The organism is Streptococcus sp. HMSC10A01 (assembly GCF_001807785.1).
GTDB classification, from domain to species: domain Bacteria; phylum Bacillota; class Bacilli; order Lactobacillales; family Streptococcaceae; genus Streptococcus; species Streptococcus gordonii.
The window spans coordinates 24,946-40,626 of the sequence record NZ_KV790961.1 but is presented as its reverse complement, the minus strand read 5'-3'; the positions used below and the strand labels follow the sequence as shown (position 1 = coordinate 40,626).

The window sequence follows — 15,681 nt, the reverse complement described above, 5'->3', positions numbered from 1 at the left end:
TTTTCTTATTTCATTATTCATACCTCAGTGCTTCAATTGGATCCAATTTAGAAGCTTTATTCGCAGGTAGAATTCCAAAAACAACACCTACCATTGCTGAGAAGACAAGGCTTCCTACTGCAGCGGTAGTAGATACGATTGGAGGTCCACCAAAGACATCTTCTGGTACGACTGCAGCAATTAACGCGTTAATACCATAAGCCAGTCCTAAGCCCAACATTCCTCCAATTAGGGTAAGAACCATGGATTCAATCAAGAATTGGGTTAAGATGTTTCCTCTTGTAGCTCCTAAAGCTTTCCTCAGACCGATTTCACGAGTCCGCTCGGTAACTGACACCAGCATGATATTCATAACCCCGATACCACCGACAAAGAGTGAGATTCCTGCTATCGCGCCAATAACTCCTGTCATGGTACCTGTAATCTGCTTGTACTGTTCCAGCATACTCTCCATATTCAAGATTTGATATTCACCCTGGCGTGCTCCTGAAAGCTGGGTCAATTTTTTAGCTGCTTCTATCCCAACTTCGTTGACACGGCTGACTTCTGGAACATAGACGTAAACAGTTGAGATTTCTTCTGAATGAAACTCAGATGCTACTTGGGTATTAGCCATTAGAGCACTTCCTGAACTCATACTCATACTTTGACCAGCATTGGGATCTTTAAAGACTCCAATAACCCGATAGTTGCTATCTCCTACTGATACGATTTTGTTTAAGGCTTCTGCGCTACTTCCAAAAAGTGAGGTTGCAACTGTTTCATCAATCATCATCACATTAGAAAAGCGCTGGTAATCCACAGGAAGGAGGGTACGACCTGCCAAGATCTCATATTTTCTAATTTGAAAGAAAGATTGGCTAACACCAGTGATAAATACTCCATCTGCTTTCTTATTTTGATAAGAGAATGTTGCAGATGGTCCACCATTGGTTGTATAGTAACCTTTCACTCCGTCAATTTTCAATAGCTCTTTAGCCCAAGCATCTTGAATAACTGGTGGAGCTTCATTTTCTTCGTTATCAACTTCCTGGCCACCTCCCTCATTTCCTGCAGGGCCTTCCATAAGATTCATCCCCATAACATAATTACTCTTTGTTGGTGAATAATTCAGAGCGACATATTGTTGATCCTTCGTGAAACTTTTGGTAACTCCCTGTTGCATCCCATTTCCTAAAGCCATGATAACTACAACCGAAGCGACCCCGATGATAATTCCAATCATTGTTAGAAAGGAGCGCATTTTGTGACCCATAATAGAGCCAATAGCAAATCTCCAGTTTTGCATCTATGCTTCTCCTTTCTGTGCTGAATCAGAGTAAATTACGCCATCTCGAATGACAATTTGTCGTTTAGCATAGGCTGCAATTTCTGGTTCATGGGTAACCATAATGATGGTTTTGCCTTCTTTATTTAATTCAGTCAGCAATTCCATAATCTGCTCACCTGTTTTTGTATCCAGGGCCCCTGTTGGCTCATCCGCCAAAATAATAGAGGGACGATTTACTAGGGCACGAGCGATCGCAACACGCTGCTTTTGCCCCCCTGATAATTCTGATGGTAAGTGATGCATCCGCGTTTCTAACTCAACTTTTTCCAAGTATTGTTCTGCTAAAGCCTTACGTTTAGACTGAGAAACTCCTGCATAAATCAAAGGTAATTCAACATTTTGAAGAGCATTTAACTTGGACAAGAGGAAAAACTGCTGAAAGACAAAGCCAATTTCCTGATTACGGACTTTAGCTGATTTCTTTTCACCCAAACGAGCCACTTCTTTCCCATCTAAATGATAGGTTCCACTAGAAGGACGATCCAACATACCAATAATATTCATCAAGGTTGATTTACCAGATCCAGATGGTCCCATAATGGCTAAAAACTCGCCTTCTTCAACTTGAAGATTGATGTTTTTTAAAACCTGCAGTTCTTGATCTCCGTTGCGATAGCTCTTATTGATGCCACTTAAATCAATTAATTTCTTCATAAGATTTTACCTCCTGCCCATCTTTTAAATCAGCAGTTGGATTTATAATCACTTTATCATCTTTTGATAAGCCAAATGTTACTTCTTGATTTTCAGCATCAGCATTTCCAAGTGTGACTTCAACTTTTTTAGCTATACCCTTATCATCTAGTTTCCAAATGTAATTTTTTCCATCTTCATCAGTAACAACACTGCTTACCGGAATAAGAATGGCCTTGCTGTTATTCTTCACTTCGATATTTACAGAGAATCCTTGCTTTAAATCACCTATTTCGCTAGTGAAATCAATGGTAAAGGGATATTTAGCGCCTGATCCTCCACCTGATCCTCCAGCAGCTGACGCACTTGAGCTTGCTTGCTGAGCATCTTTTGGATAGTTAGAGATATAGCTGATTTTACCAGTCCAAGTCTTATCTGGATAAACTTTTGAAGTAATGCTGACTTCTTGGCCCACTGACAGATTAGCTAAATTGTACTCTGACAATTCACCCTTGACTTGGAGATTACCATTATTAACAATATGGACCAATGTTTGATTAGATCCTGTTGTTGATTTTGAAACATCACGATTAACTTCAACTACTGTTCCTTCAACAGTACTTAATACAGTTGTAGCATCAAGTAAAAGTTTGGAACTATTGACTTTATCTGCAGCATCAGCTCGGTTGTCTTGCAAATCTTTTAATTGAGAATCCAAGGATTGTTGTGTATTAACCGCTGGTGCAGTGCTTTCGCCAGATTCTTCTCCTTCTGCTGTTGGGCTTGGGGTAGGAGCTGTCCCATTATTTTGCAGTTCATAAATTTGACGGTCAATTTTATTGAGAGCTCGAACAGCAGAATCATAGTTAGATTGCGCCTCAGTGTTTCGATATTGGACCAAAGCTTGTCCGACTGTAACTTGATCACCCACATTAACGAGGACGCCTTCTAGATCTCCCTTTGTCGAATCATAATAAATATACTGCTCATTATTAGCAGATACTTGTCCTGACAAAAGTACAGAAGATGCTACTGATCCTTCTTTTGCCTTTTGAACCAGAGGTTTCGAATCTAAAGCTTCTTGGCTGCCACTTTTCTGATTCAAAAACAGCATAGCAAGAACAACTACTACAATGACAAGAGGAACAGCAATCAGAGCAGTCAACTGCCACTTTTTCAATTTTTTCATTGGAATCTCCTTTAAAAATGAAATCTAATTAATTTTTTTCATTATAACATACATTATAACCTGGAACTATTGTTTTGAACTTAGCAATTTTCAAATGACATTATATCTTTCTCAAATGTCAGTTTTTCTCGTAGCAGATTTTTGCATTCATTTCTTAAAAAGGGTACAATTACCTCATATTGAAAGAAGGAGAATAAACATTATGAAAGAATTTGATATGATTGCTATCGGAGGTGGTAGCGGAGGTATCGCTACCATGAATAGAGCTGGCGAACATGGTGCTAAGGTCGCTGTCATTGAGGAAAAGAAGTTAGGTGGCACCTGTGTCAATGTTGGCTGTGTTCCTAAAAAGATCATGTGGTATGGTGCTCAAATTGCTGAGGCCATCCAATACTACGGTCCTGACTATGGTTTTACTTCAGAAAAACAAAGCTTTGACTTTGCCACTTTGCGTAAAAACCGCGAAGCCTATATTGATCGTGCTCGATCTTCTTACGACGGAAGTTTTAAACGCAATGGAGTTGAATTGATTGAAGGACGCGGTCGCTTTGTTGATGCTAACACTGTCGAGGTTAATGGTGAGCTAATCCGAGCTAAACACATTGTCATTGCAACGGGTGCTCATGCTGCTATCCCTTCTATTCCAGGCTCTGAATTAGGTGAAACATCTGATGATGTCTTCGCTTGGGAAGAATTACCCGAATCTGTAGCCATCGTTGGAGCTGGCTATATCGCAGTTGAATTGGCAGGAGTCCTCCATACTCTTGGAGTCAAAACAGACCTTTTTGTCCGACGTGATCGTCCCTTACGGAACTTTGATTCTTATATCGTAGATGGTTTACTTGAAGAAATGGATAAGACAGGTCTTGCCCTACATACTCACAAAGTACCTACAAAACTTGAGAAACTAGATGACAATCAACTGCAACTTCATTTTGAAGATGGTAGTAGCCACATAGCTCAGCATGTCATCTGGGCCATCGGCCGAAAACCTAATGTTCAAGGCCTCAATCTAGAAGCTGCTGGTGTCACTCTCAACGAACGAGGTTTCATCGCTGTAGATGAATACCAAAACACTGTAGTTTCAGGTATCTATGCCCTAGGTGACGTAACAGGCGAGAAAGAACTAACCCCTGTTGCCATCAAGGCTGGTCGTACATTAGCCGAGCGACTTTTCAACGGCAAAACAGACGCAAAGATGGACTATTCAACTATTCCTACCGTCGTCTTCTCCCACCCTGCTATTGGAACTGTTGGGCTAACCGAGGAAGAGGCCAAAAAAACTTATGGAGCTGATAATATTCACCTCTATACATCTAGCTTTGCTTCCATGTATTCGGCAGTAACTCAGCATCGCCAACAGGCCAAGTTCAAGCTCATCACGGCTGGTGAGAATGAAAAGGTCGTTGGTCTGCATGGTATCGGATATGGGGTAGACGAGATGATTCAAGGCTTCGCCGTTGCAATCAAAATGGGCGCAACCAAGGCTGATTTTGATGCTACAGTGGCCATTCACCCAACGGGATCAGAAGAGTTCGTTACTATGAGATAAGAAGAGAAAAGGTTTGTTTTACAAGCCTTTTTTGGCTTATGTCCTTATTTTATTATAAAGCTTATAAGTATTCCATAATCTAATCTTTCATTTTTCTTTTGATTCTTACATTTTTGTAAGATTCTATAAGGATTCTTCAAAAATTTTTACCTTCCCATGCATCATTTTTAGTTTCTAAAAGAAAGATTTGACTCGTATTAACTTGTTAATCCTACAATCTTTATTTTACAGCCTCTTTATCAAGATTTCATCAAGAAAATCTCAAAAATTTCTAAAGTTTTGTAAAAAAGAGAGTCTGAAGTAAAACTTCAGACTCATTTTTCTTATGGTAAAATGGCTAAAGCTCGTACTGGCGAACCACTAGCTTGATGCCAGTTAGGGAAACTGATAGAAATTAGAGCTCCCTTAGCAGGTAATTGGTCCAAGTTAGACAATACCTCTACTTGGTAAATGTCCTCAGCCAAGAGATAATATTCATTAACCAAGCCATGCTCAGCTGTAGGAAGACCTGCATCAGTATCAAAAGTTTCATGACCTACTGCAGCTACACCTCGCTCATGAATCAGAAATTCCAAAGCATCTCGTCCCCAGCCAGGTGTATGCTGGATTCCTTGATCATCTAAATTTCTCATAGCGTCTTGACTAGGCCAACGCTTGGACCAGTCTGACCGAAAAGCTACGAAACTTCCTTCAGGAATCTTCCCATGCTCAGCTTCAAAGTCCAAAATATCTTGTTTGGTCAAAATGAAGTCTGGATTCTCCTCTACTTCTTTTGATTTATCAATGACAAACAAAGGAAGAAGGAGATCTTTTAAGTCTATTTCTTCCAACCAACGGCCACCTTCTACAAAATGAATAGGAGCATCAATATGAGTACCATACTGACCAACTACCGAAAACTGCTGCACATGGAAACCATCTTTTAGAGTAAAAATATCTTTCTTCTCTAAGGCTGGTAAAGCCGGAAAGTGCGGACTATCTTCCTTAATTTGATGAGAAAGATTAACCCATTTTTTATTTTTTAATTCTTGGTATATTTCAAGCAAATCTGCCATATTTTTTTCCTCCGATTCTATTCTCCCCAGACTTCTTTTACAATATCTGAAATCAAAGTAATTTTTTCCCATTGACTCTCTTCTGTTAGGATGTTTCCTTCTTCCGTAGAAGCAAAGCCACACTGGGTTGAAAGGTAAAGATTTTCTAGCGGTACATACTGACTAGCTTCCTTAATCCGAGCAATAACTTCTTCTTTTTTCTCTAAGTCACCACTTTTTGACGTCAAGAGGCCCAAGACTACTTTTTTCCCTGGTGTTACTTTAGCCAAGGGTTCGAAACCACCGGCTCGCTCAGTATCAAATTCAAGGAAATAAGCATTCACCTTTTCTTTTTCAAATAATTCTTCAGCAATTGGACCGTATCCACCTGAAGAAGCCCAGGTAGAATGGTAGTTACCACGGCAGACATGGGTATTAACAGTCAAACCAGCAGGGACATTTTGATAAAGATCATTATTGAAACTTAAGAAGAGCTCCGCTAATTCAGCACGAACTTGGTCTTTGGTCTTACCTTGAAGAGCACCCCAGGCTGTCAAGAAATTATCATCTACCAAGACACCTCAAGTACAATCATCCACTTGTAGCGTTCTGAGGCCAGCGTCATATAAATCTTCAACAACTTGTAAATATGCTTTTTTTATATCTTCTCTCAATTGATTGAAGTCAGGATAAACTTGATTGAGCTTCTCCACATGCTCGGCATCCCGGATTAATTCAAAATAAAATTGGGCAGGGGCTGGAATGGTATACTTTGCTTCAACTCCATCTTGATCAGCCACTAAATCTCTTAGAAACTTAAAATGTTCCACAAAGGGATGGTGAAAACCGGTAATCTTACCAGCGATGAGGGCCGAATCTGCCTTGGTTGTTTCCCCATGAAAATGATAGCCTTCTGCAGCTTGAACATGCTCAATTCCTTGAAAGCCCCAGAAAAAGTCCAAATGCCAATAAGCCCGACGAAATTCTCCGTCTGTTACATTCTTCAATCCAGCTTTAATTTCTTTAGAAACTAAAGCTCGAATAGCTTGGTCTTCCACTGCAGTTAACTCTTCTTTGCTAATAGTCCCCCCCGCAAAGGCTTCACGAGCTTCTACCAATTCCTTAGGGCGAAGGAAAGAGCCAACGTGATCAACTCGAAATGGTCCATGATTAACTGTCATCTCAACTCTCCTTTTCTAGTGTAAAGAAATGTTATAAAAATCAAATGGAAATTTGGTTATGGTTCATTATATCAACACGACAACCTTATCTCAAGTTTTTAAAGGGTTTTGAGCTAATCTTATTTTATTGATTATTATATAGTTTATAACTATATCAGTTCTTCCAATTCCTACTTTTCTTTTGGATATTAATTTGCTATGCTAGAGAAACACGTATATATGAGGAGAGTTTGATGAGTAAAACAAATAAAATTCTTACAACATTTGGTATTATCTTCTTTAACATCTTTGGTTTAATAGCATTTATTTTCTTGTATTTCAGGAGTAAAAAGAAAAAATAATACGAAATAGTCTAAGTCGATAAAAAACACTTGACTTTTAGCACTAGAGATCTTAAAATAGTTACCATAAATTATAAAAGAGGTTTACTATTATGAATCGAAATAAAGTTTTCTTACTTGTGCTCCCAGCCATTGGGGCTGCTATTTTAGCGGTTTTATCACAATTTAGCTTTGCTATTGGAGCTGTTCCTATTACTCTCCAAACCTTTGCCATCGGTTTGATTGCAACTATTTTTAAACCCAGAGAAGCGGTTTCAGCTACGCTACTTTATTTACTACTTGGTGCTATCGGTCTCCCAGTTTTTGCAGGCGGTCACGGCGGATTTCAATCATTCCTAAATCCAACTGCTGGTTACCTTTTGTCTGCTCCTCTCTTTGCCTTCATCACTTCTATCCTAACTCATAAAAACAGTTCATTCTTGACCATTTTACTGGCAAATATCTTGGGAGATACCATCCTATTTATCGGTGGAATTATAGGTTTGAACATCTTAGGGAATCTTAATTTTTCAAAAGCTATCGCTGTAGGCGTTACCCCATTCATTCTACCGGATCTTTTAAAAATGCTCCTGATAGCTATTATCAGCTTGCCAGTATTAAAAAGTCTCGGATTTCATCCTTACTTTGCTGATAAACAAAAAAACTGATAGACTTTTCTATCAGTTTTTAAATGCATCAAGAAGAACCTGAAATTCTTCATTAGAAAGAGTGATTCCCTTGCCCATTTTACTGTGATCCGGACTCCAAGTTCGAATATCATATTTAGCTGGCGCTCCATTGAAGCTAACTCGGTTAAGCTCTTTGGTCCAGCCTTTATCGTTTTCTGATAAGACTAGAAGTTTTTCTTCAATCTCAAATGTAAATTCTGACATAGTACCTCCTTGGTGAATTCAAAAGTAGATGAGCTAAAACAGCCTCTGCTGTTTAACAGTTTTCCATCTCTCATTTAATTCATTCGTAAAAATTTAGAATTTTACGAGAAAATGTTATATAATGATATTGTATCAAGTTATGGAGATTTTAGCTATGAAAAAATTTCTAAGAATGCTGACTGAGAAAGCTAATGAGTTTATAAACGATAAAAAAAACGAACAGATCGGCGAGAATAACACTGCTATCTTATCCGCGATTGAGCTAGCCTTAAAGAAAAAATCCGGAATTCATGTTATTTTTCAAAATAAAAGCTTTACTGGCGATATTGTTAAGTATGACAAAGAACGCCAGCAGTTGATTGTTAAAAATTTTAATAAGAGCATGTCAACTATTATTCGGATTCCAGATATTCAACGTGTTCGTCTGGTTCCTCAGACCGTTCGAGTAGCACAGAAAGCTAATCCAAAGAAAAAATAAATCCCAGTTTTTACAAACTGGGATTTATTTTATATCTAGGCGCGGACAGTCACGCTAGTACCATCTTCCTTATATAGATTGATAAGGCCTTCTTTTCTGCTACGCACCATATCACCTGGGCAAACAGGTGTCGGCATAGAAATTGTTAAGAGTTCCATAGGATTTGGCGCTCGATCAATTTTATTGCCCTGCGCATCATGCAAATCTGTAATGACTGTCTCAAAATGACGGAAGCCAGGACCGTAGAATTCAACCTGATCTCCTTCATGAATAACATTCCTCTGACGAATAGTCGCGATCTGTTTTTCAGCATCATAGTCTACAACTTCAGCCACAAACTTGTATTCCGGAATTTTTCGGCGTGCCCCAAAGAGCTGTTCGTTCTCTGTTGGAGTACCGTAGTAAAATCCCGTTGCCAATTCGCGTTGAGCAACTTTCCACATTTCATCAATCAAGTCCTGTTTAATCGCTTCAAATTTCTCAGGACTTTCCAAATAGGCATCGACAGCTGCCTTGTAACAGTTCGATACTGTGGATACATAGTGTATAGACTTCATTCGACCTTCGATTTTCAGACTGTCCACACCATTTTCAATCATATCAGGTATGTGATCAATCATGGACATATCTACCGCAGACATAGAAAATTCTTCTGGGATTTCACCCTTCAAGCTCTTTCTTTCTTGGCCAAAAGGCATATCATAAAGGTCGTATTTCCAACGACAAGACTGCGAGCAACCACCACGGTTAGCATCACGCATACTCATGTGGTTAGAAAGTGTACAGCGTCCTGAGTAGGAAATACACATTGCTCCGTGAACGAAGGCTTCAATCTCAACATCCGTTCTTTTACGGATTTCTGCTAATTCTTCCATGGAAACTTCACGCGCTAAAACAACACGCGTCAAGCCTAACTCTTTCCAAAATTCAAGGGTTTCATAATTAGTTGCACTAGCTTGGGTAGACAAATGGATTTCTAATCCTGGTGCTTCTGATGCTGCAATAGCAATCAGAGCTGGGTCTGAAACAATTACTGCAGCAATCCCAATATCACGAAGCTTACGGAAGAATTCTCCAGCACCGATTTCATTACCTTCGTGCATCACCATATTAGCAGCAACATAAACCTTTGCGCCGTACTTTGCCGCAAACTGAACCCCCTCTTCCATTTGTTCGTAAGTAAAGTTTCCAGCTCGGCTACGAAGTCCGTAGGCCTGACCACCAATAAATACCGCGTCCGCGCCATAGCGAACAGCTACTTTTAACTTCTCTAAAGTACCAGCAGGTGCCAAGACCTCTGGTCGTTTCAATGTTTTTGTCATCATTTCTCCTATTTGCAAGATAAGATCGATAATCCCTAATTTTTAATCCTTTCTATTTTATAGCAAAAAACTTGGAAAATCAAGATGTGGCAAATGTTTTCACAATTCTAATCTTTCCTGAATTCAAAAAATTGTGATTTTACATCTTAGCAACAGAAAAAAGCAAGAAAATTTCTTGCTTTCTTAGATAGCTATAATTATTTGACCATATCTGAATCGTATTCATAAAAACCAGTATCCAAGAAACGGTTTTTAGGATGAAAACGGTGAACAGCTTCATCCAAAAGAAAGGCCTGATCATGGGTGAATTTACCAGCCAAAATTAAATCTCGAGCTTGAATGAACAACTTAGCGATTTCTACAAAATTATGACCTGGAGTATAGATTCCTTCTAATTTCCAATGAGTAAATCCATGATCCACTAACTCTGTCAATTTTGTCATCAAATCTAAGTCGTTATTTGCAAATATATGAGTTCCGTGATTGTCTTCAAAAATGGAATAATGACTGCTTGGGTCACCTGGCTCAGCCAAGAACAAATCACGCTCCCTCGTCTTCTCATCATCAATATGGGTGAAATTGTAATAATTTTGAAGCAGAGGGCGCTTGGAGTGATGAATGACACTAGCCCCATAGACCAAGACCTCTGCAGGAATCTCTAAAATATCCTGCATGGCAAAAAGTTCAGCTGAGGGAACTTCTCTAGCTAAAACTGCTTCTGATGCGCCAGCTTTTTGTCCCCAAAAATTAATCTGACGACTGCTGGTAACCATGGTTGAAGCATCATAAATTGTCTTAAAGGGATATTGATCGCGGTTAACAACGTAAAAAACTCCCGCATCTCCAACAGTAATATAATCCGTCTGGATTTCTGTTAGAAAATCAAGAAATGGCTTGATCTTGTCCATCATTTCCTGGTGCATGAGAGCATTGACTGCTATGACTATTTCTTTTCCCGCCTCATGAACTAAATTAGCAATCTCTCGTAATTCGTCATAAGAAAAAGTGTGGGGAAGACGAAGACCATAGTTTTTCTCGCCAACATAAATCCGATCAACTCCTGCTTCCAGCAGTTCCTTCACTTGCTCAATACTTTCAGCTGTCGCTGTAATAATTATCTTTTCCATAAAGTTAATTATAACACACTTTTAGAAATGAACCAGTTTTCTTTTTAAATTCTTTCTTTTACTTCTATTTTTTCTTAAATTTTCGATACTTTATTTTTATATTGAAAACTATTTTTATTCTTTCTGTAACAAAAATGTAATAATTACCCCAATAAATCATGATACAATGATATAGTACTAGTAGGAGAGAGAAAAATGACACTTAGAGATTATAAAAATTATCAAGAGGATTATATCTATCAGGAAGTTCCTGAAGAACAATTACCTTTATACCAAGAATATATTCCAGAATCAGATATTGAACCTAAAATAAAAGAGTTTCTTTTCTTCTTTAATATTGCTGCGTTTTGTATTTTAACAGCAATTTTTAGTTTTCTGTTTCTGTCTTTCAAACTGAATACTTTCTTTGCTCTGGCATTAGCTATGACTTTAAGCTTTGCAACAGTGCAAACCTATCGTTTTATTTCAAAAAAGAAATTTTAATCAAACAAGAGACCTACTTCTGACTTGAAGCAGGTCTTTTTTCTTACCATGCATAATTCGGCTCTTGGCAAGTCAACATAGCTGTCAAAAGCTCTTGAGGGGTCACTTTCTTTAACCCTCCATAAACCGGATTTTGAACAGTATAAGATGGATCAATATAATAAACTCCAATAATATCAGAAGCATCTGAGTTTAATTCATATCCAATTCCGATAACATTGTGCTCCCCACTACGTCCAGGATACATCTTTGAATTATCAAACGTATAATATAGAGGATAGCCAGCATCAATATTCTTCTTGAGTCGCTCTTTAAAGAGGCGCATATCAATTGAATTAGATGAGCTAGATCTCACAGTTTCCAAGCGATAGCCCGCCTGTCCATCAGTTGGTTCTGGATAACCAAATAAATGCTGATTAAGTACCTGAATAGCATTGGCATTATGGGTCCCAAAATGAGCATCTGTGCCCATTTCCTCAGCCAATTGTTCTTGCGACATATCGATTCCCCGACAGGCTAACATCATGCTGACAGTCGTTGGAGCACAAGTATTCCATGCTCTTTGCACCTGCATAGGTACTTCCAGCCTATGTCTCAACTGAAGTGATCCTTCTTCTGTTTTTTGAACTTGTGGCATCTCCTGCGATTCTGAAGCACTACTCGAAGACGAACCATTGTCCGAAGAAGTTTCTTTTGATCTGTAAAAAGTAGATGAATTGCTTGAAAACTTCTTACTAGAAACAGAGTTAGAAGAATCTAAGGGTTTTGCTACTTTTCTTTGGTTAGCACATGCAGTAAAAAACAATATCGCAAACATAAGGCTTAAAAGTTTGATGCATTTCATCAGACCACCTCCCCAACTTTATCATAGTCTTTTCCGTACCTGGAGTCAAGTTATTCTACAAAATAAAAAAGCTGGTTTAACCAGCTCTTTTAGTCTTCTTTTAGGTCTATAACAATTTCTTCAGAATGATCTTTTTCATCCGTCAAAGCATGTGCTTTTTCCCTGATAGAAGAGATCAAGTCGTCTTTAGTCAGATGTTCTTCCTGAATTTTTTCTTTAATAGCTTGGAACTTATCCTGTGAATAGTCTAACATCTCTTTTGTAGTTTCCTTTACAGATGTCAAAATAGACTCTTTTGTAATCTCACCATTATTGACCTTGTCTCTTACTTGTGTAACAGTATCTACTGTTTGATTTTTCAAGTCAGTTGCAGAATGACACACCTGCTCTTTAAACTCATCTGGGTTCTCTTGCACTTCTTTGATAAAATTACTGACTCTAGCTCTTACTTCTTTGCCTTTTTCACTGCTTAAGAAGATAGCTGCTGCAGCCCCAGCCGCTGCTCCTAATACAATCGATGAAAATTTACCCATAATGGACCTTCTTTCTTATGATTATCTATTGAAAAATTTTGATAATAGACGCCAAGCTGTTAAACCCGCACCCGCTTTGACTGAATTTTTACCAGCAGTTGCTGCTTTTTTACTCAGATTACGAGCTGAATCATTTAAATCTGAAATAGACAACGATAAATCTGCAACAGCTGTAAAGAGGGGTTCTATGGTCTCCATTTTACCATTAATATCATCAGTCAAAACATTTACTTTAGCTAGTAATTCATTGGTTTGATATAGTGTGACATTGACATCTGTAGTAAGAACCTTAATAGTCTTCTCTGTCTCATCCACTACATTGCTAATTTTTCTAACCAAGAAGATGGAGTAAACAATCAAAGCAATCAAAGCAACTGCGACTAAACTATATGAAATTTCAAGCATTTTTCTTCTCCATTTCTAAAGATGTGTCATAATACGGTGTATCTTTTTTTCTACGTTGATAAACAACCAAGGCTACACCAAAAATAATCAAGAGAGCAGACAACCACTGAGAAACCCTTAGTCCCATAAAGTAGAGACTGTCTGTCCGCATCCCTTCAATAATCATCCGACCACAACCGTACCAGATAAGATAGAAGGCTGTAATGTCTCCTTGCTTGAGAAAATTGGGTTTTCTGCGTAAAAAGAGAATAAGGATGAAGCCTAGCAAGTTCCAAGTAGATTCATAAAGGAAAGTAGGTTGCCGATAAGCTCCATCGATATACATTTGATCTCTAATAAACCCTGGCAAATAGTCTAAACTCTTGACCGCAGCACCGTAAGCTTCCTGGTTGATAAAATTTCCCCAGCGGCCAATACTCTGAGCAATCATAACACCTGGAGCCGCGATATCTAAGAAATCTAAAGTATTAATAAATTTACTCCTAGAAAAGAAATAAAGAACTAGAGCACCAGTAATCAGTCCTCCATAGATAGCTAAACCACCATGCCAGGTAATAAAAATCTCAATAAATGGTTGTTTTGAATAATAAGACCATTCAAAGGCCACATAGTACAGTCGTGCACCCACGATAGCAAGCGGAAAAGCAATCAAGATAAAATCAATAATGTCATCAGGTTTAATCTTTTTACGAGGGGCTTCCTTCCTAGCCAAGTAAACAGCTAATATTAAGCCTGAAAGTATACAGATTGCATACCAGCGAATAGCAAATGGTCCGATTTGAAAGGCAATTGGATTAATCATGCTTCACCTCATTCTGGCTGATCAGATTTGTCAAGCGTTCTTCAAAAATCTTTGTAGCGTCAAAGCCCATCTCTTTTGCTCTATAATTCATGGCCGCAGCTTCAATTACAACGGAGATGTTACGACCAGTTTTAACTGGAATGCGGACCCTTGGGATTCGAACACCGGCAATTTCTAATTCATCTGAAGCATTACCTAGGCGGTCAAAAGTCTTATTGACGTCGTAATTTTCCAAATATACTGCAATTTGAACCTGCGATGAATCTTTAACTGCACTAGCACCATAGAGACTCATCACATCGATAATTCCAACACCTCGAATTTCCAGCAAATGACGCAGAATTTCAGCTGGCTCACCCCAGAGAGTCATTTCATCCTTAGCAAAGATATCAACACGGTCGTCTGCAACCAAACGGTGACCTCTTTTGACTAACTCAAGTCCCGTCTCACTTTTACCGATACCACTGTCACCCTGAATGAGAACTCCCATGCCATAGATATCCATTAAGACACCGTGAATGCTTGTCCTTTCAGCCAAACGAGAATCTAGATAGCTGGATATTTCTCCTGATAAACGGCTGGTTGATGTATGGCTACGTAAAATAACAATCTGCTTTTCTTCAGCAGCCTGCATCATTTCATCTGGAATTTCCAAATTTCTAGCAATGATCACAACTGGTGTCGTCGGTTGAAACATTTTCAGAAGGACTTGATGGCGGTTATGACTCGTCATCTTCATCAAATAAGACCATTCTTTCATCCCAATCAGCTGAATGCGCTCTGGTGTATAGTAGTCAAAATATCCCGTCATTTCAAGCCCAGGCCGTGAAATATCGGATGTCGTAATTTCTTTTTCCAGTAGTTCTTCGCTACCGTAAATCAATTGTAATCTTACTTTTTGCAAGAGGTCCTTGACCTTAACAGACATAAGTTTCCCCCTTTGGAATCTTTCTTTTTCTATTATAGCAAAAAATTACTTTTATAGAGAGTTTCAGCGTCCTTTTTGGGAAAAGAAAAGATGACAGGGGAGGTTTCTACACTTTATCTGTCACCTTGTTTTTCTATTAGTTTTTTTAATAATATTTTTTAATGTCGAAAGAGAAGCTCCTCTTTCATGAAAACGGGCAATTCATCTATTCCTACCCAGACATGTCCATCAGTCTCACCATCTTGATAAGTTATATTCCCCTTATCACCTACTATAATTGCTTCATAGTAATCAAATAGACACCGATCTTCAGAGGATATTGTCTGCTCAATGAGTTTTATCTGGCTGGGGACTAAACCTGTTTCTTCTTTCAACTCGCGAAGTACTGCGCTAAGGCTATCCTCGCCAGCTAGTACACTTCCTCCAGCTCCAAATTCAAAGTAGTTGGGGTAGAGTTCCTTTTGGCTGCTTCTTTTCATAAAAAGAATGTCCCCATCCTCATGTCGTACTATGACATTCACACAGAGATGATATAAGCCAGCCGGTATCCTCTCTCCTCTTACCAAGTACTGGCCAATTTTTTCTCGCTTGTCATTATAAGCATCCCATATTTCCATAGTTCTCCTT

The 15,681-nt window shown here is 38.7% G+C and carries 17 protein-coding genes and 1 pseudogene; 4 read left to right on the top strand and 14 right to left on the bottom strand.

What is annotated here, in order from left to right:
• Positions 1–13: 13 nt before the first annotated feature.
• The 3 genes from HMPREF3108_RS00215 to HMPREF3108_RS00205 are packed head-to-tail and all read right to left on the bottom strand — an operon-like array spanning position 14 to position 3,152.
• Positions 14–1,288 carry an ABC transporter permease gene (locus HMPREF3108_RS00215; RefSeq protein WP_061601738.1) on the bottom strand — a complete coding sequence of 425 codons (1,275 nt, stop codon included), beginning with the start codon at positions 1,286–1,288 and terminating at the stop codon, positions 14–16.
• Positions 1,289–1,984: an ABC transporter ATP-binding protein gene (locus HMPREF3108_RS00210; protein WP_045773804.1), complete on the bottom strand. Its 696-nt coding sequence runs from the start codon at positions 1,982–1,984 to the stop codon at positions 1,289–1,291.
• The gene (locus HMPREF3108_RS00205) at positions 1,968–3,152 is read right to left on the bottom strand and encodes an efflux RND transporter periplasmic adaptor subunit (protein WP_070492841.1); all 1,185 of its coding nucleotides are present in this window, start codon (positions 3,150–3,152) and stop codon (positions 1,968–1,970) included. Before HMPREF3108_RS00205 ends, HMPREF3108_RS00210 begins: the two co-directional genes overlap by 17 nt.
• A gap of 202 nt (positions 3,153–3,354) precedes the next feature.
• Here HMPREF3108_RS00205 and gorA point away from each other — a divergent pair, with 202 nt between their 5' ends.
• Positions 3,355–4,704: a glutathione-disulfide reductase gene (gorA, locus tag HMPREF3108_RS00200; RefSeq protein ID WP_070492839.1), complete on the top strand. Its 1,350-nt coding sequence runs from the start codon at positions 3,355–3,357 to the stop codon at positions 4,702–4,704.
• Between the two features lie 323 nt (positions 4,705–5,027).
• Here the strand turns inward: gorA and HMPREF3108_RS00195 are convergent, their stop codons facing one another.
• A complete protein-coding gene (locus HMPREF3108_RS00195; RefSeq protein WP_061595848.1) occupies positions 5,028–5,759 on the bottom strand; it encodes a cyclase family protein in 732 nt (243 codons plus the stop codon).
• A 17-nt stretch (positions 5,760–5,776) separates the two neighbouring features.
• A pseudogene (locus tag HMPREF3108_RS00190) lies at positions 5,777–6,919 on the bottom strand (5-methyltetrahydropteroyltriglutamate--homocysteine S-methyltransferase).
• A 433-nt stretch (positions 6,920–7,352) separates the two neighbouring features.
• Here HMPREF3108_RS00190 and HMPREF3108_RS00185 point away from each other — a divergent pair.
• Positions 7,353–7,907, top strand: a complete 555-nt coding sequence (locus HMPREF3108_RS00185; RefSeq protein WP_070492837.1) for a biotin transporter BioY — start codon at positions 7,353–7,355, stop codon at positions 7,905–7,907.
• Positions 7,908–7,919: 12 nt separating this feature from the next.
• On the opposite strand, the gene HMPREF3108_RS00180 is transcribed toward HMPREF3108_RS00185, so the two are convergent.
• The gene (locus HMPREF3108_RS00180; protein ID WP_008809037.1) at positions 7,920–8,132 is read right to left on the bottom strand and encodes a YdbC family protein; all 213 of its coding nucleotides are present in this window, start codon (positions 8,130–8,132) and stop codon (positions 7,920–7,922) included.
• A 139-nt stretch (positions 8,133–8,271) separates the two neighbouring features.
• On the opposite strand from HMPREF3108_RS00180, the gene HMPREF3108_RS00175 reads away from it, so the two are divergent.
• Entirely contained in the window at positions 8,272–8,610 is a 339-nt protein-coding gene (locus HMPREF3108_RS00175; protein ID WP_176744503.1) for a hypothetical protein, read from the top strand.
• Positions 8,611–8,645: 35 nt separating this feature from the next.
• Here HMPREF3108_RS00175 and HMPREF3108_RS00170 read toward each other — a convergent pair whose 3' ends face one another.
• On the bottom strand, positions 8,646–9,932 hold the full coding sequence (locus tag HMPREF3108_RS00170; protein WP_045773811.1) for a peptidase U32 family protein: 1,287 nt from the start codon (positions 9,930–9,932) through the stop codon (positions 8,646–8,648).
• A gap of 197 nt (positions 9,933–10,129) precedes the next feature.
• Entirely contained in the window at positions 10,130–11,059 is a 930-nt protein-coding gene (locus HMPREF3108_RS00165; RefSeq protein ID WP_061595852.1) for a peptidase U32 family protein, read from the bottom strand.
• A gap of 195 nt (positions 11,060–11,254) precedes the next feature.
• On the opposite strand from HMPREF3108_RS00165, the gene HMPREF3108_RS00160 reads away from it, so the two are divergent.
• Entirely contained in the window at positions 11,255–11,542 is a 288-nt protein-coding gene (locus HMPREF3108_RS00160; RefSeq protein ID WP_070492833.1) for a DUF3270 family protein, read from the top strand.
• Between the two features lie 43 nt (positions 11,543–11,585).
• Here the strand turns inward: HMPREF3108_RS00160 and HMPREF3108_RS00155 are convergent, their stop codons facing one another.
• From HMPREF3108_RS00155 to HMPREF3108_RS00130, 6 genes are all read right to left on the bottom strand, one after another.
• Positions 11,586–12,386, bottom strand: coding sequence for a C39 family peptidase (locus HMPREF3108_RS00155; protein WP_061595853.1), 801 nt, complete (start codon positions 12,384–12,386; stop codon positions 11,586–11,588).
• 89 nt (positions 12,387–12,475) lie between these two features.
• Positions 12,476–12,919 (bottom strand): YtxH domain-containing protein, encoded by a 444-nt coding sequence (locus HMPREF3108_RS00150; RefSeq protein WP_061595854.1) that lies wholly within the window; start codon positions 12,917–12,919, stop codon positions 12,476–12,478.
• A gap of 21 nt (positions 12,920–12,940) precedes the next feature.
• Positions 12,941–13,324 carry a DUF948 domain-containing protein gene (locus HMPREF3108_RS00145; RefSeq protein ID WP_045634664.1) on the bottom strand — a complete coding sequence of 128 codons (384 nt, stop codon included), beginning with the start codon at positions 13,322–13,324 and terminating at the stop codon, positions 12,941–12,943.
• Positions 13,317–14,126 (bottom strand): prolipoprotein diacylglyceryl transferase, encoded by an 810-nt coding sequence (gene lgt, locus HMPREF3108_RS00140; protein WP_045634665.1) that lies wholly within the window; start codon positions 14,124–14,126, stop codon positions 13,317–13,319. Before lgt ends, HMPREF3108_RS00145 begins: the two co-directional genes overlap by 8 nt.
• On the bottom strand, positions 14,119–15,054 hold the full coding sequence (gene hprK, locus HMPREF3108_RS00135; RefSeq protein WP_045634666.1) for an HPr(Ser) kinase/phosphatase: 936 nt from the start codon (positions 15,052–15,054) through the stop codon (positions 14,119–14,121). The genes lgt and hprK overlap by 8 nt, the downstream gene beginning before the upstream one ends.
• Before the next feature lie 158 nt (positions 15,055–15,212).
• A complete protein-coding gene (locus tag HMPREF3108_RS00130; protein WP_045634667.1) occupies positions 15,213–15,671 on the bottom strand; it encodes an NUDIX hydrolase in 459 nt (152 codons plus the stop codon).
• Positions 15,672–15,681: the final 10 nt, after the last annotated feature.